This window comes from Aliihoeflea aestuarii (assembly GCF_024105665.1).
GTDB lineage: Bacteria > Pseudomonadota > Alphaproteobacteria > Rhizobiales > Rhizobiaceae > Aliihoeflea > Aliihoeflea aestuarii.
Genome location: NZ_JAAAMK010000004.1, coordinates 223,923 through 243,740, shown reverse-complemented (window position 1 = coordinate 243,740; position 19,818 = coordinate 223,923). Strand labels below are relative to the sequence as shown.

Here is a 19,818-nt window from a genome sequence, read left to right as displayed (position 1 = left end):
TCGAAGAGAGTTCCATGTACCGTTATGACGAGTTCGACCACGCATTCGTGAAAGCACGCACCGCCGAGTTCGCCGATCAGGTGGACCGGCGGCTGGCTGGCGACCTGACCGAGGACCAGTTCAAGCCGCTTCGGCTGATGAACGGCGTCTATCTCCAGCTTCACGCCTATATGCTGCGGATCGCGATCCCGTACGGCACGCTGTCGTCGAAGCAGTTGCGGATGCTGGCGCATATCGCTCGCACCTACGACAAGGGCTATGGCCACTTCACCACGCGCCAGAATCTCCAGTTCAACTGGCCGGCGCTGGGCGACATTCCGCAAATTCTGGAAGATCTCGCCTCGGTCGAGATGCACGCGCTGCAAACGTCGGGCAACTGCATCCGCAACGTGACCGCCGACCATTTCGCCGGCGCGGCGGCCGACGAAGTCGCCGACCCGCGTCCCTATGCGGAAATCCTGCGGCAATGGTCGTCGGTCCATCCCGAATTTTCGTTCCTGCCGCGCAAGTTCAAGATCGCTGTGACGGGCGCCGAACGCGACCGCGCGGCGATTCAGGTCCACGACATCGGCCTGCATCTGAAGCGCAATGAGGCGGGCGAACTCGGCTTCGCGGTCTATGTCGGCGGCGGGCAGGGGCGCACGCCCATGGTGGCCAAGAAGGTGCGCGACTTCCTGCCCGAAGCTGATCTTCTGACCTATTCGACCGCGATCCTGCGCGTTTACAATCTCAACGGTCGCCGGGACAACAAGTACAAGGCGCGGATCAAGATCCTCGTCCACGAGACCGGCACGGAAGAACTGACGCGCCAGATCGAGGCGGAATTCGCCGAGATCCGCAATGGCGAACTGAAGCTGCCGCAGGCCGACATCGACGCCATCGAGCGTTATTTCGCGCCGCCGGAACTCCCCGCGCGGCCGCATTCGGACGATGTGCGTGATCCCGCTTTCGTAAGCTGGCTCGCCCATAACGTCAATCCGCACCGCAGCCCCGACTATGCCTCGGTGACGATCTCGCTCAAGGGCATCGGCGAGGTGCCCGGCGACGCGTCGGATGCACAGATGGACGCGATCGCGGATCTGGCGGAAGAACTGGCCTTTGACGAAATCCGCGTCAGCCACGAGCAGAACCTGATCCTGCCGCATGTCGCGCGAGCCGACCTGAAGACGGTTTACGACCGGCTCGCCGGGATCGGGCTTGCGACGGCCAATGCCGGTCTCGTCACCGACATCATCGCCTGCCCCGGCCTCGACTATTGCGCGCTCGCCAATGCGCGCTCCATCTCTGTTGCGCAGGAGATTTCGACGCGCTTCGGCAGCCAGTCGCGGCAGGAGGAGATCGGCGAGCTGAAGCTCAAGATTTCCGGCTGCATCAACGCCTGCGGCCACCATCACGTCGGCCATATCGGCATTCTGGGCGTCGAGAAGAAGGGCACCGAGCTCTACCAGATCACGCTTGGCGGATCCGGCGACGAGAACACGTCCATCGGCGAGATTGTCGGGCGCGGATTCACCGCCGGCGAGATCACGGATGCGATCGAGACGGTGGTGGACACCTATCTGGCGCATCGCACGGACCGGCAGGAAACCTTTCTCGCCGCCTATCGCCGGCTGGGTGCCGCACCCTTCAAGCACGCGCTCTACGGCGCCGAAGCCAAGGCGGCCTGACGATGAGCGAAGAGACCGCAACCCGCCTGTGGACGCAGGCGGGCTTTATCGACGATGTGTGGACGCGGATCGACGGCGAACCGGAAGTCGACGCCTTCGACAATGTGATCCTGCCGCTGGCCGCATTCCTCGATCATGCCGAGGCGCGGCGCAACGAGCCGGGGCGTCTGGGGGTTCATCTGGAACCCGGCGAAAGCCTGGACGTGATCGTTCCCCATCTCGACCGGCTGTCGCTCGTCTCGCTCGGCTTTCCCGCCTATAGCGACGGGCGCTCGTTCTCCAAGGCCGAACTCCTGCGCAGCCGTCACGGCTTCAAGGGCATCGTGCGCGCCCAGGGCGACGTGCTGATCGATCTGGTCGCGCACATGCTGCGCACCGGATTCGACGAACTGGAAGTCAGGAACGGTCCGACGCTTGCGCGGCTGGAGGCGGGCTTGCCCGGAGGTCTGGCGGTGCACTACCAGCCGGCGGCGAAGGCTGCCGCAAGGCCCGCCGCCGCGCCCGCCTATGCGTGGCGGCGCGTGCCGGCGTCCTGACCGGCTTCCACTCAGGCGGCCGAGTGCAGTTCAGACGGCGGGATGGTTGGCGCCGTCGGTGAAGCGGTCAGATCGAGGCATGGATTCCTGTGACGAGCACAGGAATGACGGCATCGAAGGTGAATGTCAGTCGCCAGCGTCGATCAGAAAAGCGCCAACTTTTCCACCGTCATTCCTGTGCTCGTCACAGGAATCCATGTCTCGCCGTTCATGCCGGCTATACGCCGGCACCGACTTTCACCACATCCGGACAAGCGCTCGCAGCCTTTGCGTGCGCCCGCGCGGAATGGAATGATGTGCGCTCTCAGTCCTTCTTCGTGATCATCGCATAGACGATGTTGCGGTTCTCGCCGTAGAATACGCGCGCATCGATCGAGTTGCGGTCGACCGAGCGGTTGACGATGTCCCACATGTCCTCGTCCGAGCGCAGCAAAAGTGCCCAGTTCATGAAAGTCTCCATGAACCCGTCGACGAGGATCTCGTCGGAGAAATTGGCGAACAGGAACGAGCCGCCGGGCTTGAGAAGCGACATGCATTTGCGTGTCAGCCGCGCCGCGACGCCGCGTGAAAGGTAGTCGTAGAGGCCGGACGCATAGACGAGGTCGAACTGGCCGAGATCGTAGGAGTTGCCAAGCAGCCCCTTGACCGATCCGTCGATGCCCTCGATGACCGTGCCCTGATAATCGCGTACGACCGAACCGACGCTGAGCGGGTCTTGATCGAGCGCGATCCAGCGTTTGATGGTTCCGTCCTTCAGCGCCTGCGATTTGGCCGCCTCGCGAAGATGGCCGGACGCGATGGTCAGAACCTCGATGGGTTCGGCGCGTGCCGCGGCTGCCGCATCGACCTCGCGCGCCAGGATATCCCGCCGTTCGCGACCGGCGACGGACGACGGTGCCATGCTGGTATATTGATAGAGCTTCCGACCAAGTTCGGATGCGTTCTCGATCTCCGCAGCGAGGCTTTCATGACCATAGATGAAGTCTTGAGTGATGGCGTCTCCCGAATAGCCGCGCGGCATCTCGAAGCACCAACGGGTGAACGGGTCTTCGAGGAAATAGTCGGAAACCGGATGTTCCTGTGCGATAGGGATGAGTTTTTGCCACACCTCGGTCGAACAGGACCGACGGATAAGATGCAGTTCGCCGGCCGTCCGGTGGATGATCGCAGCCGGATCGCCTTCGGATTTGAACTGTTGATCGGCGATCGCCAATACGAGCGCCAGCCTGTCCCGGGCCTGTTCAAATCCCTCCTGACCTCGTTCGGATCTCAACTGCCGCAGCTCGGCAGCCATCGATTCCGGCGTGACCAGGCTTTCGCCGTCTAATGCAACATGTTTCAAATTGACCCCCATAAATTAGGCAAACATCAACTATAATTGTAAAGATTGAGTAACGGCTAGCGCGCTTAACCGGCTTTTTGCTCATTGAGGTCAAATTTAGACAGGGAATACCGGATATCCGGCTGCTGAAGTGGGGCGATCGACCCGTCGGGACGCTGAAGTCAAATGATCAAAACGGCCTCACAGACATTCGCGGATAATGTCGCGCGGACTGACGCTGACGACGGCGCCGCCGGCCAACTGTCCCGAACCTCGCATGCGCGCGATTTTCCCAGGAAGAAACTGCGCGCGCTTTATGCCGAGGATCGCGCGGTGGCCCAGGCGCAGGCCGCGCGGCAGGGGCTGTGGATCGCCGTACTCGCGTATATTTCGTTCAGCGTTGCGGATCTGGTCCTCATTCCGGACGTGGCGCGCGACGTGATTGCGATGCGTTTTAGCGTCGGCATCCTGTCGATCCTCGTCTTCGAACTGCTCTACAAGCAGGGCGCCCGCATCGTCTGGCTCGAAATCGTTTGCGCGACAGCGCTTGCGGCAGGCTATTCGCTGTGGCTGATCCCCGCGCTGCGCACCGAGGAAATCCAGAACTTCTCCTATTTCATGATCTTCGGCTCGATCTTCATGATGGGTGCGAACCTCTTCTTCAGTCTGCGATTCTCCATCTCGTTGATCGCCTCGGCGGTGATCCTCGTCGCGTTCTTCATCGCTCTGGCCCTTATTCCAGGGTCCTTTGCGTACCGCTTTGCACTCTCATCGTTCTATCTGTCGTGCTTCGTCTTCACCTGCTATGTGAACCTCAAGCTGAATATCGAGCGGTTCAACGTCTTCCTGAACGCGCTCGAGGCACGGTTGCAGCAGCAGGCCGCCGATGAGCGCGGCGAGGCCCTTTATCGATTGTCGCGGGCCGATCCGCTGACCGGCTTGCACAACCGGCGCGCGATCGACGAGCGCATGCACATCCTCTGGAACGATTTCGAGAAAAACCGCACATATTTCGCGGTGCTTCTGGTCGATGTCGATTTCTTCAAGCGGTTCAACGATTTCTACGGCCATCAGGAAGGCGACCGGTGTCTGACGGAAGTGGCCGACGCATTGCGTGCCCCGACCGCAAGACGCGATGCCATGATCGGCCGCTATGGTGGTGAGGAATTCATTGTTCTCGCCGCTATTTCCAGAGCGGACGAACTGGAAGCACTCGCCGAGGACATTCGTCGCACCGTCGAGACGCTTGCCTTGCCGCACGAACAGCGCCGCGACGGCACCTCGGTCGTGACGGTCAGCGTCGGCGCGTCGATCGTCCGTTGCTACGAAGGTTCGAAGCTCGAACACACGATCTACGAGGCCGACCGCGCTCTTTATCTGGCCAAGGCGAGCGGTCGCAACTGCATCCGGATTTTCGATCCGGCGGATTTCGAAGGCATCGACGACAGCGAGAACATCGCCGCCCTTTTGCGGATCGCCCTTCAAAAGGATCTGGTTTCGCTGGTCTATCAACCGATCGAGGACGTCCAGAGCGGCGACGTTGTCGCGGCCGAGGCCCTGATGCGCTTGCGCAGCCTCGACGGCCTCGCGATCTCGCCAGCGCAATTCATTCCGGTCGCCGAGCGGACCGGCGCAATCATCGATCTGGGGCGCTGGTCTATCGAAACCGTATGCCGCGATTTGCTCCTGCGGTCCGACATCCCCATCGCGACGGTCAACGTGTCGCCGTTGCAGCTCAAAATGCCCGGCTTCGCGGCATCCGTCGCCTCGATCCTGGTCAAGACCGGCGTCGCCGGCAACCGTCTCGCCTTCGAGATCACCGAAGGCATGGAGATGGAAATCCATTCCGACATCATCCACTGCATCCACGATCTGCGGCTTCTCGGCGTCGAGATCTGGCTGGACGATTTCGGCACCGGCTTCGCCGGCCTGTCCTGGCTGCGGCTTATCGAGTTCGACACGGTGAAGATCGACCGATCCTTCCTGCACGATGCCGGCACCGCGCGCGGCCGCGCGATGCTCGACGACATCATCCGCCTCCTGCGCAACCGTGGCCCCAAGATTCTCGTCGAAGGCGTGGAAAGCCGGGCGCAACTCGAACTCGTCCGCGAATTCGGCATCGATACCGTGCAGGGCTATCTGCTCGGCCGTCCGACCAGCGCCACGTCCCTGATCGGCGATCCGCATTCCCGTCGCCGCGGCTTGCCTCTTTGACCTGAAGCCCTGACTTTGCCTTTTGCGCGAAAGCGCCTATATAGAGGGCATCCACCCTCCGCCATGGACACAGATTCATGGCAGGCCCGCCGTGGCTTTGAGGTGTTCGGTCGGTTCCTTCCGGCACAATACGCTGCATCGGTCCGCGTCTCGCGGTCGCCGATGCCATTTCAATTCGAGAAAGGACAGGATCACATTGCAGGTCGTCGTACGTGAAAACAATGTCGAGCAAGCGCTCCGCGCGCTGAAAAAGAAGATGCAGCGCGAAGGCATCTTCCGTGAGATGAAGGCGCGCCGCGCCTATGAGAAGCCGTCGGAAAAGCGCGCCCGCCAGAAGGCGGAAGCCGTGCGCCGGTCGCGCAAGCTCGCCCGCAAGCAGGCGCAGCGCGAAGGTCTGCTGCCGATGAAGAAGAAGCCGGCCCGTCCGACGGGTCGACCGGCGCGTCCCGAGACGTCCGCTGCGTAAAATGCTATTGCGAATCGAAAAGGCGGCCGATAGGCCGCCTTTTTTATGGGATGTCGTCAGGCCCGATCAATGACGAACGGCGCGGGGTCCCCGTTCCGCGTTTTCCAGCCGCTCCAAAAGCGCACGCAGATTGTCGGGAATAGTCTGCTCCGCCTTGAAGGCGGGCATGTGTGCGAGGAATCGTCGGTTCGTTTCCGAACGCAACTCCTTGGCGATCAGGGTCGAAAGCTGTGGCTCTCTCATCTCAACTCGCTTCCTTGTACACATGACATGAACCTTCATTTGCACACGAACAACCGGGACGTAGCGGTGATGGTTCCTCAAATGCGCCGAACGCGCCATCGAAAGCATGGATTGTAGTAAAATTTTACTTAAATTCTTCGGATGTGACGTGCTCTCGCTTGCCGGTGCAATCAGGTCATAACCCGGCGTGACGGGTTGCGGCTAACGGAGTTCGATGCAACACAGCGACAAACAGATGCAGTCGTTCTGTCTGTCTCGACCCGAAACCTGTTGCGGATTCAATACCCTTGATGGCTACGGCACGCTAATGGCAAATGCTCATCCGCTTCTGGTGCACGATTATTTCGCCATACGCGGTGGCGGGGAGCGGCTTGCGCTCGTTCTCGCCGAATCTCTGAACGCAACGATGATGTTCGGGTACCGCGATGAGACATCATACGACGAAGGCATGTACCCGGCAGGGCAAATCAATCTCGACTTGCCGCGCGTTCTACGCCGCCCGGTTGTTCGGGTCGGCGCTCTCGCCTTGCGTTTTTCCTTGGCCCGCAGGCAGGCGGCCCGTTTCGATACGCGCATTTTTGCGGGTGTGACCGCCCCCTTTGCCGCGCCTTCCAAGCGCCTCGAAGGCACGAACATTTACTATTGCCATACACCGCCGCGGTTTCTGTACGATCAGCGGAGCGATTTCCAACCTAAAGCCGTAACGGCGGGCAGCATCGTCCGAGGCGCCGCTTTGACGTTCTACCAGCGGGAGTATCTACGCGCCGTCGAACGCATGGATGTCATCATTGCGAATTCGAATACGGTTCGCGATCGGGTGGCCCACTACCTTGGTCGCGACAGTATCGTCGTCTACCCGCCATGCGACACGAACCGCTTCAGATGGCTCGGGCAGGACGATTATTATCTATCTACCGCGCGGCTCTCCAGGCTGAAACGTGTCGATAAGATCGTGGATGCCTTTCTCAAAATGCCTGAGAAAAAGCTTGTCGTGGCGTCGGGCGGAGACGAACTCGAAGCTTTGAGGGCGCGCGCGGCAGGCGCGTCCAACATCCACTTTACGGGCTGGGTCGGCGAAGAACAGCTACGCGAACTCGTGGGCCGCTCCATCGCCAGCATCTATGTCCCCGTGGAGGAGGATTTTGGGATGTCACCCGTAGAATCCATGTCCGCTGGCAAGCCGGTGATCGGAGTTCGGGAGGGGGGCTTGCGCGAAACCATCCTGCACGGAACGACTGGGACCCTTCTGGCCCCAGATTTCACGGCGGACGATATCGCGGCCGCCGTCACGAAACTGACTTCTGCCAAGGCGCGCGACATGCGCCAAAAGTGCGAGCAGCGCGCCAGCTTGTTTTCGAACGAGCGATTCATTGATGGCATGAATGCAATCGTTGGGCATAAGCGTTAGCCGGAGTCGCGTTGCCGTTCGATAGCTGCTAGAAGTATATTAGATTTTCTATATTGAGAAGGATTTCGATCGCATTGTTGGATTGGGGGGGCATGAATGCGCTTTAGCGCAGCGTCCAATGGTATTCTCCAATTGATCACGAAATCGCGTCGCAGCGGTCGAAAGGCTGCACCCCATATGTTGAATGAGCCCGATGCTTCTTCCCGTAGACGGTTTGCACAAGGGGATGGCAGCGAGGGCGTCAGTGCCCAATAGACTCATCGCTAAGCGGGGAACTGCTGTGATTCCAAGCCCCTCTCGGATCATCGCGGCGCAGATCGACAACTCGCCATCGCATTCGTAGGCAGGGGTTATCGACAGGCCCGCCTCCCGAAAAGTAGCGTCGGTCAACGGTCGAATGCTGCTCGACGGCGGCGTTGCCACCAAGGGATAGCGTGCGAAAATCTCCCAGGGCAGCGCCGTCTCCCGCGCCAACGGATCGTCTTCCCTGCAGACAAGGACGAAATCGTCCTTGGCGAGTTCGGTGTAGTTCAACTGCCCGGTCACCGTCGGTCGCGTGCTGAGCGCGAAATCGACGTCTCCGGCTTCGATCGCGTCGGCCAGCACGGAGGCGGTGCGTCCAAGCACCCGGAACTGCACGTCGGGATATGTCCGCCTGAACCGAGCCATGGGCGCAGGCAGGATATGTACGCCTAGCGATTGCAGCGTGCCGACGATGATACGCCCCCGTCGTCCCTCGACGAATTGGACGAGGTCGGAAAAGCTGTCGTCGAATTCGGCAACGATGCGCCGCTCCATCGGCAACAATTCAACGCCGGCGGCAGTGAGTGCGACGCTGCATGTGTCCCGATCGAAGAGGCGCGCCGATCACAGCTTCCATGTTCACGATCGTTCTGCTGAGCGCTGGCTGGGAAACAAACGAAAGCGCATATGCTCTGCGGAAACTGCCCGTGTCGGCGACATTGAGGAAGGCCTTTAGGTGTGCCGGATTGATAGCGATGCGCATGATCAATTGCCTCGAATTCAAACCTGACGATGCGTTTAGACTATCACTGATATCAGGATAAATCACTTCTCTGCATCATTTGATCCCGATACCACATGGGCGATGTTGGCTTGAAGGAGAGTTTGCCCGACACATCATGAAAACCGCTTGCCGGTATCAAGGTTCTTGAACTGGGCCAGGTTCTCGCCGGTCCGTTCGCCGGAAGCATTCTTGCCGACCTAGGGGCGGACGTCATCAAGATCGAGCGTTTGGAAGGTGGCGATGATGCACGTCGAATGGGCGCGGATTTCCGCCATGGCGATGCGCTCACATTCCACATCTTCAACCGCGGAAAGAAATCGCTCACGCTCGATTTGACTTCGGCAAGGGGCCTCGATGCGTTCGATAGGCTCGTCGAGGGGGCAGACATTCTCGTGCACAATCTCCGGCCCGGTGTGGTCGAGAAACTGGGAATCGCCGGTCCGTCTCTTTGCGAACGACATCCAAGGTTGATCTATTGCGAAATATCCGCCTTCGGGCATCTGGGTCCGGCCTCCCTGTGCGATCAGGGTCAGGAATGTGGGTCGTCCTGGGAGCGCTTTCGCTGATGCAACGGCGGCAAGCGATCGGGCGGAATCGTTCAGACTTCGCTTCTCGAGACTGCACTGAGCTGGGCGGCGCAGAAGTCCGATGCCTTCATCAACGAGGGCAACCTGCCTGCCCGCCATGCGTCCGGGCACCCAAGGCATGGTTCCTTATGAAGCTTTCGCACGCCATCCGGACCTGTTGCCCTACATCGCACGCGAGGTCACGGAGGAGCGAATGACGAACCATATGTCGCATCTGGTCCAGGGAAAGGTCACTCGATTTGATGTTGCCGGTGTGAATGCGTTCAATTTCGTAATGGAGCGGGCGCTCGATGGTGGCGGCATTGCCAGTTTGCGAAGCTATCCGCTGGGAAAGTCGATGGCACAGATTGCACTTTCACTCACGGTACGCATACCGGTTCATCTCCGCGAGTTAGTCGGCAAATGATACGAGTTGAAATGTCGATGAGCGTCAGCCCTTTTCCAGAAAGCGGACGGTACTCGAACGGGTGTCAAGAGTGGCCGTCTGGCTACCCGTCGAACTCCGGCAACTTCATTGCCTGGGCGACAGGTCAGGTCGGGCACGTCGATGGTTGGCTCCGGGAATATTCCCGTGTAGTGCTGATCGTTTAAAGGCGATCCGGGATATTCTTCCGGAGGGGCGGCAACCAATTCGAAGGGCGTCATGGATATCGGTATCTGGATCAGCCTCGCGCTGTACTTCGGACTGACTCTCGCTATCGGCTATTATGCGTGGCGCAACGCCGCCGCGACCTCGGAGCACTATGTTCTGGGCGGGCGAGGTCTGAGCCCCGGTGTCGCCGCATTGTCGGCCGGCGCCTCCGACATGAGCGGTTGGCTGCTTCTCGGCCTTCCGGGCGCGCTTTACGTGTCCGGCCTGGTGGAGGCATGGATCGGCATCGGCCTCTTCCTCGGCGCGCTCGCCAACTGGATCATCGTCGCTCCGCGCCTGCGCGAGCAGACCGAGCGCTACGACGACGCACTCACCGTTCCGGCCTTCCTCGCCAATCGTTTCCCGAGCCGGGCGCGGGCGCTGCGCGTGGTTTCGGCTGCGATCATCGTGGTCTTCTTCGCGGTCTACACGGCTTCCGGGCTCGTCGCGGGCGGGCTCCTGTTCGAAACGGCCTTTGCCGATCTCATCGACGTTCCGGGCGTCAGCGATTACGCGATCGGCATCTGGTTGACGCTCGGCGTCGTGCTTCTCTATTCGGTCGTCGGCGGCTTCATGGCCGTCAGCCTCACCGATGTCCTTCAGGGCAGCATCATGATGCTTGCCCTAATCCTCATTCCTATCGTCGTGTTCTTCGATCCGGCGGTAGGCGGCGCGTCCGGTATCTCCGAGACGATCGGCGCGATCGATCCGAGCTTCCTGTCGCTGACGAGCGGCATCACCTTCATCGGCTTTCTGTCGGCCATCGCGTGGGGCCTTGGGTATTTCGGCCAGCCGCACATCATCGTGCGCTTCATGGCGATGCGTTCGGCAGCCGACGCGCCCAAAGCGGCGGCGATCGGCCTGTCGTGGATGGCGGTGTCCCTCATCGGCGCGATCGGCCTCGGTATCCTGGGCCGCATTTACGCCGAGCGGGCGGGGCTATCGGTTTCGGACCCGGAGACGATCTTCATCGTCCTTTCCAACGTCCTTTTCCATCCGCTGATCACCGGTTTCCTGCTCGCCGCGCTTCTTGCGGCGATCATGTCGACGATCTCCTCGCAACTCATAGTCGCCTCCTCCTCGCTCACGGAAGATTTCTATCACCTCTTCCTGCGGCGTGAGGCAGGCGATGCCGAGCTCGTGCTGGTCGGGCGCATCGCTGTCGTCCTCGTGGCGGTTACGGCGGCGATCATCGCGCGAGATCCGGAATCGCAGGTGCTGGGTCTCGTCGCCAACGCGTGGGCCGGTTTCGGTGCGGCCTTCGGGCCGCTGATCCTCCTTGCGCTCACCTGGCCGCGCATGACCGGGGCGGGCGCAATCGCCGGTCTCGTCACGGGCTCGGTCGTGGTCATCGGCTGGATCGCGCTCGGCTGGAACGCCTCGTTCCTCGGCGGCGACGGCGTCTACGAGATCATCCCCGGCTTCCTCGCCGCGACGGCTGCGATCTTCGCGGTCAGCCTGGCGACGAAGGATGCGGGCGAATTCCGCGAACTGGCCCGCGCCTGAGACGAAGATGCCTGGCGGAGCGATCCGCCGGGATTTCGATCGCCTGCGAAAAAGTGCAGCCACGCACCGAAATCGCTCACGTTCCTTGGCAGCATCGCGAAGCCAACCCAGCGGTCGAAGAGGTCTATTTGACGAACTTGCCCTGCCATCCGTCAGGCCGCCAGGAAGGATCGTCCATCCAGTCGTTCAGCGTCAACGCAGTGGTCTTGTCGCCATTGACCGCAAGGCGGCGGGCATCGCGAAGCTCGGTGAGTTCGTTGTCCAGACTTAAACCCTTAACGCCGAACTGCACTTCGATCAGATAGCGATCCGGTTGATCGTCAGAAGGACTGCGGCCAGGGACCAGCGGCACCATCGGCGCGGTCGGCAGGCTATTGAAGTCCTGCACTTTGATGGCAGCATAGAATGGGTCCTCATTGCACAGAACCCATTGGCCGAGAATCTCGAACCTGCCGCCCACGCTGCGCTCTCCAAAGGTCTCCTGGCTGATCTCCGGATTGTACCTGCTCCGTTTCCAGCCGGCCGCGTCAAAGCTGTCGGCGATTTCCTGGGCCAGTTCCATCACGTTGTCGAAGGACAAAGGGTCGAGAGGCAAGGTGGAGGTCAGGTATTTGAAGAAGCCTGCCGTATAGTCGAGGGCAATGGCGCGACCGGTCGGTAGGGAGACGTCGCAATCCCCTTTCCTGTACCGGAGAGCATAGCCCTCCGGTTCGTTCTGGCGGCCGGCATGCGCGACGAAGGAAATGAGGTTCACGTCACTATAATAGGCTCCCGACGCTTCACTGCGAATATGCGGCTGCGGATCGATCTGCGGGTTCTCCGCAAAGAACGTGCTCGTATGCTGCGCGATGTGAGTTGTAATCGTGATAATCGGTCTAGCCATGGCTGAATCCTGTCCGGGGACGCGCCAGATTGCGAACGCAATTCCGGCCGCCGCCACTGCCCCGATGCCGATCAAAATCTTGCGCAGCATCAGGTGTCATCTCCCTCCAATCCCTTCGATCTCGTACATTCTGTCGAGCAGGTCATGGTAATATTCCACGCGATCCGGCCAGCGGCTGATATCGCCTTCGAAGGGAACGAGATTGTCGCGGGTGCAGGTCTTGGCAACCGGGATACTGGTGCGGTCATGCAAACGATCCAAGGCATCAGCCCGGCTCATGCCTGCGAAAGTATCGGGCCAGCGGTCGTAGACGGGCTGAACCACATTGCGCTGCTCATGCAACGCGATATCGTTGGCCGCTCCTCTCCGATCGCCATTTTCCATCTTCTCCATCGCGTTGACGATATTCTGATCAACCACGATTTCACCGCTTTCCACGCATTGCCTGAACTTCTCATAGCCGCAATTGGCTACCATGCGATTCGGTGGGTAAATGCTGGAAAAGATCGTCAGATTGGCATCCCCAAGCGCTTCGAGCGAATCTTGCGAGTCAAACCCCAAAAATGGCACATAGTCGGCGGCCTTTGCTGGCCACCTCTGCGTTTGTTGCATGGCGCAACCGCCTTGTACGGATACATAGGAAGCAAGCCGCACCCAGTCGTTTTCGGGCATGTCCTGCGCCAACTTGCTCATAGGCATTCGTGATTGCAAGGTTACGCTCGATGGGGCCGTCCAGGCGGGCGATCCTGTCGACGTCGTCCTGGACGATGTTCATCGCTTCGACACAATCTTCCGGACAGGCCTGAACTGCGGAACCTGACGAACGTGTCGTGGAAAACTCCGTCACTGCTGCACTCCCAAGCTCACGGAAGGCAGATAGTATCGACGAAGTCGCTGAAATCTGTCCTCCATCCGCCAGCCGCGCCGGCCCATCACCTGCTGGAAATAGACTTGGTTTGTCGCAGCTTCACCATGTGTGAGAACGATCTCCAGATAGTCCAACAAATGCTGATCTGCGGAAACGTTGAAGCGAGCCTGCGCCCGTTGGCGATGATGCCGTACCCGACCCGTCAAAGAGACATTGCTTTCGAAAGTACTGTCTGGATACCTGGACGAAAGTGTCGCAGCGAACCGACGATCAAGTTGGACAAAGCGACCGTCCTGAATGGCGTGCACGGTGTCCCTGTCCCATCTGAGTGACCCGGATGGCGCAGCAGGCAGATCATCCGCTTTGCGCGCACGCTGCACGCCGCCACCCCAATCCGGCTCGGGAGCGAACAGAATCTGATGGCAGGGGCCGAACAACCGTGCGAGCTGGAGCTCGCTCAGCGCCGGCAAGATCTGCGCCATGACATTTGCATCGGCATGCCGGAAGATCACGAGTTCATAGGTTTCGGCTTGTTCAGATGGTCCGATCTCGCTCGTTGTTGCAGCGGCCTTCGACAATTCGCCGATCATCTCCCCGCCAGTGCCGGTCTGTCCTCTCGGAACCTCTACCTTGTTGAGCCTGCGCAGGTGCCCGTAGATGGCTTCTTCGGTCAGGGCGGCGTCACCGACCCAAAAAACCGGTCCCGGCTTGCCACTGGAAAGCAGAAGAAGGGTTTCGAAGCGGGATACGACCGCATCGATGTTGTCCATGTCATCAGTCGGCACCATGCCGCCGCCAGTTGGGTCGCCTACCTCCAGTGAGGCATTCATCCGCTCCGCATAGATCTCGGCATCGCTCTTGCCGGAAGCGCGTTCCTCCTCGTTGATGACCATCCATGCCGGGGAGTTGACAGCCCGATCAGGATTTCCGGCTGAATTATCCCGGTAAGGATTGACCAGCCATGGTCCGCCGACGACCACGCTGTAATTGCCGCCGTAGCGATAGAGCGGGCGCCGCGTGATTCCGGCATCGCGCAATTCAGAACCGATATCGTTGAAGAAGGCCCCGTCCATGACTGCGAATATGCGATTGCCGGGATCGGATGCCAGTTTGGACAGATGAACGAGCAACGCCCTGTCGCTCTTGGCAAGGGGATCGTCCTTCGTCGCCTCGATCATGCCGTATCAGCCGCGCGTTGCCGGTGAGGCCTGTCCAGCCTGGCTGACCTGACAATCGCTTCCGCCCGATTGCGAGTTTCCCGGTCCCCTGTCGCCGATGAAAACATTGGACGAGCCGGTCTGCGCCGTGCCACCGCAGTCGATGGCATCGCCGATGCGTCCTGCGGGTTTGCCGTTGATGAAAACCGATGCCGAGCCTTCCGCCAGCGTTCGGCCATGCCCTCCACCATGTTTCGGGCAGGCATGAGCCGCATAGGAATCGCCTATTCGCATGGCTGGCAGACCGTTGATGTCCACGTTCAGCGAGCCGCCCGTAGCGTTGCTCGGCGGAAAATGGCAACCGTGACCGGAACCTATGTCAGATTGGCGGTGGGCATCGCTGGAAGTTTCTCCGATTCAGGGATCACATGCCAAGTTTCTCACCCACCCAGTCGATTGCGCTGTCAATTCTCTCCGATTTTGGAAGAAAGACATTGTCTCGTATCTGGCGACTGAGCGGACCGCCGGCATCGCGGCCGGTATGAGCTGTATTCCAGGCACTGCGCGACATCGGACCGCGGGCGATCTCGTGCGGGGCACCGCTGCCAGTGTAATCCAGCGCCTGCTGCACGACCAGTTTGGCACCGAAACTGTCATCCGCGTTCCAGTCCAGATCGGTCAAAACCGTTTGCGCTATGGCCAGATGTCGGCCGCCGGGTATCTGACCGACCGCAGTTCCAATGCGTATATGGCTGGCCAGAAAAAGGACGTTGCTGGCGCCGTCGATCAGGAAGCTTTCGCTATTGGGAAAGCCGTCGCCGGTCATATTGCAGGTGACGAACGCTTTCATCGTATCCCGGTCGATCCGCAACGTCAGTTCGTTGCGCAGGTCGACATCCGGCACGAAGCCGCTGAACTTGTCGGTCTTCGCGATCGGGCTCCTGAGCGTCCAATTCCCTTCCTCGTTGCGGACAGGGTTTTGCACGCCGAACGGAATGACCGAGCCTGAATCGGTATCGCTCCCGCCGTCCGAAACCTCGCCGCCGTAAACCTTGTGCATCACATCGGAATCCGCCGCGGGGAACGCAAAGTTCTTTCCCGCGAGATTGACCGTTGCCATCACGGATTGGTCGCCATCCTCGCGATATGGCGTGATAGATGCGGTATTGTTATGGCGCGGCTTCTTTCGATCTTGCGAATAATCATTGCTGATGTCGATGCCAACCTTTGCGGTTGCATAGTTGGAACTCGTATCTGAATCTACCGGGCCAAGAGTGACTTCAGTTGTTTTAAGGTCAATCTCCAAAGAATGATACATTCTGGATTTAACCCCGAGATCGGCCGTAAAGCCACGATTGTCACCGCTGTAGTAAAGCCCGGTGAAACCGAATTCCTTATCGGGATGAAATGCCCGTGTATGAAGGATGAGGAGGCTCATGTCATTCCTTCGGCCTTATAAGGACATTCTCGACCAACTCGTCCGTCGGCGAATAAAGAACGGCGCCCTGGTAGACGGACTTTTCCGGCTCCGCCCGCATTATCATCGAAGAGGATGCCCGCACGACACGGCTATCGCGTTCCGACACGACAGATCCGAATACGTGAACGGTCGAAACCTCGTTCCATTCTCTGCCCGGACCGCCGCCGCCTTCGCCCTGCAAGATCCGGTCCGTCCTTAATTGGGGCGATGTTCTGTCCGCGTCTTGGACAGGTACGAGATTGAAGCCGTAAGTGCCGCCTTCCGGATAAACGAACTCGATTATGCTAACCTTTGTCGACGCAACGACTCCGAACAGTTGGTCCCCTGGGTTCAATTCCTTCCGCTTTTCGTTTTGCGTATCGGCCAGAGCGGGATTTGTTCCGTCGGCGATCGCCTCCCAATCGTTGAGTGGTATCTCATCTGCGACGACAATCACCGTCCCACCCTGCTCCAGCAGCGGTGGCGCGACATAGATGGTCAGTTGCGCCTTCATAGGTTCCTTATCCTCGCTCGATACGCCCCCTGCGAACATGGGTACGGCGATAGTTGCCGTTGTGATCCCCACGACAAGGGTCAGGGAAGCGACAAGATTCATGGTCAGTTCAACTCAATCTTTCCAGCGGTGATCTTGGCCTTTTCCGATTCTTCGATAATCAAGTTGGTCCCCTTGATCAGCACGGTCCCGTCCGGCTGCATGCGAAGCTCGGATTGACCGCAGCGAAAATGAATCTCGCCGTGGGCCTCGATCATCTTCTTTCCCTTGACGACTTCGCTAAAACCGCCGCCGGCGGCAATACGGATCGATCCGCCGACATTCTGGATTTGATCCAGTCCGACAGAGCTGATGCTTGCGGCGCCGGTAGTGAAAAACGATGCGCCCATGGCATTCAGGTTGATGGTCGACGCCGCGTTGACGGAATAGCTGCCACCGCCGGACATCAAAGGCAGCATATTGTCAACGAAGTATCCGGAAAGCCGGGCCCCGAAAACGTGGCTACTCAAAGCTCCACGAACGATGTCACCGGCTGGGCCGGTGCCGACATTGATGCTCATGTTCTGGCCGATATTTTGAATGTCCGAACGCTGTATCTCGCGGACTGACGCGCCACCGACAGACTGCACGTTATTGAAGTCGACCCGTTCCGTCTTGTGGTTCATCACCTTGACGGTAAAATCCTTCTGCGCGTGGACATAGATTTCCTCGCGGCCATTCTCATCCTCGAAAGTCAGCTCGTTGAAGCCTTCGCCCTTGTGCGTGTTGGTGCGAAACACGCTCTTGGTCTTGTTGGCGGGAAGCTCGTAAGGCACCTATTCGTCGGATTGGGCACGAGACCGACGACGAGAGGCCGGTCAGGATCACTGTCAAGGAAGGCCACCAGCACTTCCATTCCGATCCGGGGGTGAATCTGGCCACCCCAGCCCTGGCCGGCCCAGTTGGTCGCCACCCTTATCCATTTCGTATCGGATCCGTCTTTCTTTGCCCGGGCGCGCTGCCAGGGAAACCAGAGCTTGACACAGGCGTCCTTGTCGACGTGGATTTCTTCCCCTTCCGGGCCGGCGACCACGGCAACCTGCAAGCCCTCGATCCTGGGTTTAGGCGTGCTGCGATGCGGGGTGAGCGGAACCCTCGATGGGATGGCTTCGAAGCGATTCCTGTATTCCGGTACTGAACTGGCATCGGTCTCGTAGGAACGATCCACGACCACATGCTCTGCCGCCACCACGACATGCTCTTCGTATTCCGCATCCGGATTGGCCACATCATTCGGAGTGAAGCGACGCCCGGCCTCAAGGATGCGAACCGTCGATAAGCCGGTGACGCGCTCATAATCGGCCTCGCTCGCCTGCGACCGCAACTTCTCTTCCCGCTCCGCCTCCTCATGGGTCATCGCCCGTGCCGGCCATTCGAATATTTCGCGTTTCTCGTTGCCCGGCAGATCGACCAGCGACGGCGTGGTGTTCAGCGGGATGGTACCGAAGGTTTCATAGTTCCAGTCGGCACCCGTTCGCTTTCCCGGCACATAGGCAAAGCGGCGCATCCATTCATTGATATGATTGCGATCCGAACTCCCTCGGGCCAGCCTCACATTACCTTCGTCCGCAGCCGCCTCCGATGCACCAAGCCAGCCCGAGGCGTGATTGGCGACATGCAGCCTGTGGCTGCCCTTTTCATGCGAGAACCACCAGAACATACCGCTCTGCTCGAAGCGCCTGAGCAGATAGCGAAGGTCGCTCTCGTTGAACTGCGTCGAATAATGAACGGGCTGGTCCGGATCTACAGCACCGGATATTTCCGCCGCTGCGATGCCATGTTCACTCAAAAGCGTGTCGAGCACGTCGAGCGTGGTCTGATCCATCCAGATGCGCGAATTCCGAGTCTGCGAAAGCAGCCACAAACCAGGCCGCAACACGAGACTGTATGAGCGAAGTTCCCGCGTGACCGCCGGTCCTTCATGCAGTTCGGTTACAATGCCGTTAAAGGGACGATAGGTGACTTCATCCTCGTCATCGGCCCAGCCGACCTCGACTTCCAGATCGACAGTCTTGCCGATCAGATCAGCCGGTACGATGTCCTTCTTGGAGCGCACAGTCACTTCGATTTCGAAGAGCCGGTTCACGCCTTCTGAAATCCGCGCGCGTTCGGGAAGAAGTACATCCTCGCCCAAGGGCGATACGACCCGCAAAATCCGGCTTGCCTGAACGACCTCGCTGGTAAAACTCGGCAGTTCATTCATGCGCGGGCCCTCTCTCCCAAGACATGCCGCGACGTTAAGGATTTGGGCTGCAACTTGCAACAGTGCCATTGATCAAACTGTTGCGCCTTAAGGTTGGGAGCCGACTATCCCTGGCATAACTCAGAAACGGTACATTCGTGACAGTCGATTGGAAGATCATTCGGTGATCCAGGATGGCCGAAGATATCCGGTTTTTAGTTATTTTGAACAGGTCCGCATTGGTTGCTTCGAAGCCATTTGAGAATACGCGTTTCGAGTCACTGGTACGACGCTTCCTCATTCTCTTCGAAGCAGGTTGCTGGCCACGACAAGTGGACCATCGCTTCCCGACACGTTGAGACGCTTTTCATAATCGTGGACGAGCCTGCACCAGCCGGTCGTCCAAGGGAAAAGCCATCAAGCTGCGAAAATTACAAGTCAACGGCATCGTCGGTTAGAGGCTTTCGCCGGTCCACCGGGCGTGCGGGGACGCCGACATATGTGCCGGCCATGGTGATATCGTCGACAACCACCGCTCCCGCTCCGATGACTACATCGTCGCAGATGGATAAATTGTCGATCACTACCGCCCCCGCTCCCAGCATCACCCGGCGGCCGATTTTCACTCGGCCTGCGACCGTTGCGTTCACCGAGATGTGCGAGAAGTCACCGACCATACATTCATGATCGACAACGCAGCCCGTGTTCAAGATCACGCCTCTGCCGATCTGCGCCAGAGGGCCGACATGGCTGTTTCTTGCCAGGAGCGTACCCTCGCCGACAGACGCGCCGATGCCGATCGTGGCGCTCGGCGCGACGAGGGTGGCAAGCGGATGGGGAGCTTCCTGGCATTGATGCTCGCGGCGGAAATTCTGCCCTGCCGCAGGGAACGCCTGCCAATAATCGCCGTCCGGTTTCGGCAGGGTGCTTAGGACGCGATGACCTTCGAATGCCTCTCCGTCGCGCGCATGTTCGTCGATAAAAAGCAGCCTTTTGAAGCCCGCCGCCAGTGCAACGTCGCCTACACTGCGGGCATGCCCGCCGAAGCCGAGGATGAGAAGCGGTCCTCGGACACTCATCGGGATCCATCTTTAAAGCGCTGGGGCCACA

Annotated in this window: 21 protein-coding genes; 8 read left to right on the top strand and 13 right to left on the bottom strand. The window is 59.6% G+C overall.

The window, feature by feature from the left end; all coding sequences use genetic code 11:
- Positions 1-14 precede the first annotated feature (14 nt).
- Positions 15-1,667, top strand: coding sequence for a nitrite/sulfite reductase (locus GTW25_RS11640; RefSeq protein WP_252912273.1), 1,653 nt, complete (start codon positions 15-17; stop codon positions 1,665-1,667).
- Positions 1,668-1,669: 2 nt separating this feature from the next.
- Positions 1,670-2,203 carry a DUF934 domain-containing protein gene (locus GTW25_RS11635; RefSeq protein ID WP_252912272.1) on the top strand — a complete coding sequence of 178 codons (534 nt, stop codon included), beginning with the start codon at positions 1,670-1,672 and terminating at the stop codon, positions 2,201-2,203.
- Positions 2,204-2,507: 304 nt separating this feature from the next.
- On the opposite strand, the gene GTW25_RS11630 is transcribed toward GTW25_RS11635, so the two are convergent.
- Complete coding sequence (locus GTW25_RS11630; RefSeq protein ID WP_252912271.1) at positions 2,508-3,557, bottom strand: class I SAM-dependent methyltransferase; 1,050 nt, start codon at positions 3,555-3,557, stop codon at positions 2,508-2,510.
- 153 nt (positions 3,558-3,710) lie between these two features.
- Between GTW25_RS11630 and GTW25_RS11625 the strand changes: the two genes are divergently transcribed.
- A complete protein-coding gene (locus GTW25_RS11625) occupies positions 3,711-5,738 on the top strand; it encodes a putative bifunctional diguanylate cyclase/phosphodiesterase (protein WP_252912270.1) in 2,028 nt (675 codons plus the stop codon).
- Between the two features lie 196 nt (positions 5,739-5,934).
- Positions 5,935-6,204, top strand: a complete 270-nt coding sequence (gene rpsU / locus GTW25_RS11620; RefSeq protein WP_252912269.1) for a 30S ribosomal protein S21 — start codon at positions 5,935-5,937, stop codon at positions 6,202-6,204.
- Positions 6,205-6,270: 66 nt separating this feature from the next.
- Here rpsU and GTW25_RS11615 read toward each other — a convergent pair whose 3' ends face one another.
- Positions 6,271-6,447 (bottom strand): hypothetical protein, encoded by a 177-nt coding sequence (locus GTW25_RS11615; protein WP_252912268.1) that lies wholly within the window; start codon positions 6,445-6,447, stop codon positions 6,271-6,273.
- Positions 6,448-6,661: 214 nt separating this feature from the next.
- Here GTW25_RS11615 and GTW25_RS11610 point away from each other — a divergent pair, with 214 nt between their 5' ends.
- Positions 6,662-7,855, top strand: a complete 1,194-nt coding sequence (locus GTW25_RS11610; protein ID WP_252912267.1) for a glycosyltransferase — start codon at positions 6,662-6,664, stop codon at positions 7,853-7,855.
- A 48-nt stretch (positions 7,856-7,903) separates the two neighbouring features.
- Here GTW25_RS11610 and GTW25_RS11605 read toward each other — a convergent pair whose 3' ends face one another.
- Positions 7,904-8,653, bottom strand: a complete 750-nt coding sequence (locus GTW25_RS11605) for a LysR substrate-binding domain-containing protein (RefSeq protein ID WP_252912266.1) — start codon at positions 8,651-8,653, stop codon at positions 7,904-7,906.
- 10 nt (positions 8,654-8,663) lie between these two features.
- The gene (locus GTW25_RS20695) at positions 8,664-8,861 is read right to left on the bottom strand and encodes a helix-turn-helix domain-containing protein (RefSeq protein ID WP_372493140.1); all 198 of its coding nucleotides are present in this window, start codon (positions 8,859-8,861) and stop codon (positions 8,664-8,666) included.
- 155 nt (positions 8,862-9,016) lie between these two features.
- Here GTW25_RS20695 and GTW25_RS20690 point away from each other — a divergent pair, with 155 nt between their 5' ends.
- From GTW25_RS20690 to putP, 3 genes are all read left to right on the top strand, one after another.
- Entirely contained in the window at positions 9,017-9,448 is a 432-nt protein-coding gene (locus GTW25_RS20690; RefSeq protein WP_372493148.1) for a CoA transferase, read from the top strand.
- Positions 9,449-9,530: 82 nt separating this feature from the next.
- Complete coding sequence (locus tag GTW25_RS11595) at positions 9,531-9,875, top strand: AtuA-related protein (protein ID WP_252912264.1); 345 nt, start codon at positions 9,531-9,533, stop codon at positions 9,873-9,875.
- Between the two features lie 237 nt (positions 9,876-10,112).
- Positions 10,113-11,606, top strand: coding sequence for a sodium/proline symporter PutP (putP, locus tag GTW25_RS11590; protein WP_252912263.1), 1,494 nt, complete (start codon positions 10,113-10,115; stop codon positions 11,604-11,606).
- A 124-nt stretch (positions 11,607-11,730) separates the two neighbouring features.
- Here putP and GTW25_RS11585 read toward each other — a convergent pair whose 3' ends face one another.
- From GTW25_RS11585 to GTW25_RS11550, 9 genes are all read right to left on the bottom strand, one after another.
- The gene (locus GTW25_RS11585; protein WP_252912262.1) at positions 11,731-12,579 is read right to left on the bottom strand and encodes a hypothetical protein; all 849 of its coding nucleotides are present in this window, start codon (positions 12,577-12,579) and stop codon (positions 11,731-11,733) included.
- Positions 12,580-12,585: 6 nt separating this feature from the next.
- Positions 12,586-13,182, bottom strand: a complete 597-nt coding sequence (locus GTW25_RS11580; protein ID WP_252912261.1) for a DUF2515 family protein — start codon at positions 13,180-13,182, stop codon at positions 12,586-12,588.
- A 150-nt stretch (positions 13,183-13,332) separates the two neighbouring features.
- Positions 13,333-14,535, bottom strand: coding sequence for a hypothetical protein (locus tag GTW25_RS11575; protein ID WP_252912260.1), 1,203 nt, complete (start codon positions 14,533-14,535; stop codon positions 13,333-13,335).
- Between the two features lie 6 nt (positions 14,536-14,541).
- Complete coding sequence (locus GTW25_RS11570) at positions 14,542-14,838, bottom strand: PAAR domain-containing protein (protein ID WP_290128005.1); 297 nt, start codon at positions 14,836-14,838, stop codon at positions 14,542-14,544.
- 100 nt (positions 14,839-14,938) lie between these two features.
- A complete protein-coding gene (locus GTW25_RS11565) occupies positions 14,939-15,952 on the bottom strand; it encodes a hypothetical protein (protein WP_252912258.1) in 1,014 nt (337 codons plus the stop codon).
- A 1-nt stretch (position 15,953) separates the two neighbouring features.
- Entirely contained in the window at positions 15,954-16,487 is a 534-nt protein-coding gene (locus tag GTW25_RS11560) for a hypothetical protein (protein WP_252912257.1), read from the bottom strand.
- Between the two features lie 104 nt (positions 16,488-16,591).
- Entirely contained in the window at positions 16,592-17,266 is a 675-nt protein-coding gene (locus tag GTW25_RS20585; protein ID WP_308206254.1) for a bacteriophage T4 gp5 trimerization domain-containing protein, read from the bottom strand.
- Positions 17,221-18,729, bottom strand: a complete 1,509-nt coding sequence (tssI, locus tag GTW25_RS11555) for a type VI secretion system tip protein TssI/VgrG (RefSeq protein ID WP_308206253.1) — start codon at positions 18,727-18,729, stop codon at positions 17,221-17,223. The genes GTW25_RS20585 and tssI overlap by 46 nt, the downstream gene beginning before the upstream one ends.
- A gap of 410 nt (positions 18,730-19,139) precedes the next feature.
- The gene (locus tag GTW25_RS11550) at positions 19,140-19,787 is read right to left on the bottom strand and encodes a NeuD/PglB/VioB family sugar acetyltransferase (protein WP_252912256.1); all 648 of its coding nucleotides are present in this window, start codon (positions 19,785-19,787) and stop codon (positions 19,140-19,142) included.
- Positions 19,788-19,818 lie beyond the last annotated feature (31 nt).